This window comes from Bartonella vinsonii subsp. berkhoffii ATCC 51672 (assembly GCF_902825225.1).
Classification (GTDB): Bacteria; Pseudomonadota; Alphaproteobacteria; order Rhizobiales; family Rhizobiaceae; genus Bartonella; species Bartonella berkhoffii.
The window spans coordinates 1-527 of record NZ_CADEAK010000110.1 but is presented as its reverse complement, the minus strand read 5'-3'; the positions used below and the strand labels follow the sequence as shown (position 1 = coordinate 527).

Annotated in this window: 1 protein-coding gene; it reads right to left on the bottom strand. The window is 45.2% G+C overall.

Annotation, left to right across the window (positions count from 1 at the left end; translation table 11 throughout):
* Nucleotides 1–200: 200 nt before the first annotated feature.
* Nucleotides 201–398, bottom strand: a complete 198-nt coding sequence (locus tag J7R10_RS10080) for a hypothetical protein (protein ID WP_208433031.1) — start codon at nt 396–398, stop codon at nt 201–203.
* Between the last annotated feature and the right edge of the window lie 129 nt (nt 399–527).

The following is a 527-nucleotide window of genomic DNA, read 5'->3' as shown; positions in this document are numbered from 1 at the left end:
AACCCCACTTCCCTCTTAATCTTCCTCCATATCACCCCTGATCCTTGCCAACTCCTCCAAATCAACGCCCCCGCCCCTAACAGCTGAACCATTTTTTCTCCCTTCACCACCAACGAAAAAATCCTCGTCCCCCCTCCTTCATTCAGGGGCACAAATGCTCCCTCAATGAAGGACTCCTCATTCAAAGCTCAAAAGTCTCTTCACTCATGCTGTTGCACGACGCAAAAATCATCTCGAAGATATTCTTCCGACAAATTTTTCGCGACACACTCTGCAGCCTCTCGTGATATGAAAAGAACTGCATTGTGTTTTTGTGGTTCGAGTCTGATGGTAGTTTTAGTATTTCCAGCGTAGTAAAGTGGAAACCCCTGATAAAAAGTCTTGAGATAACTGCCCATGATTTTTCACCACCAGTAATCGCTCAAAACATCACATGGGCGCAAGCGATGCTGCTTTTCATAAGAGCCATAGAGATTATCTTCATAATCGCGTGCAACTTTGCCCTCTAAACAAGCATGGTATGCATC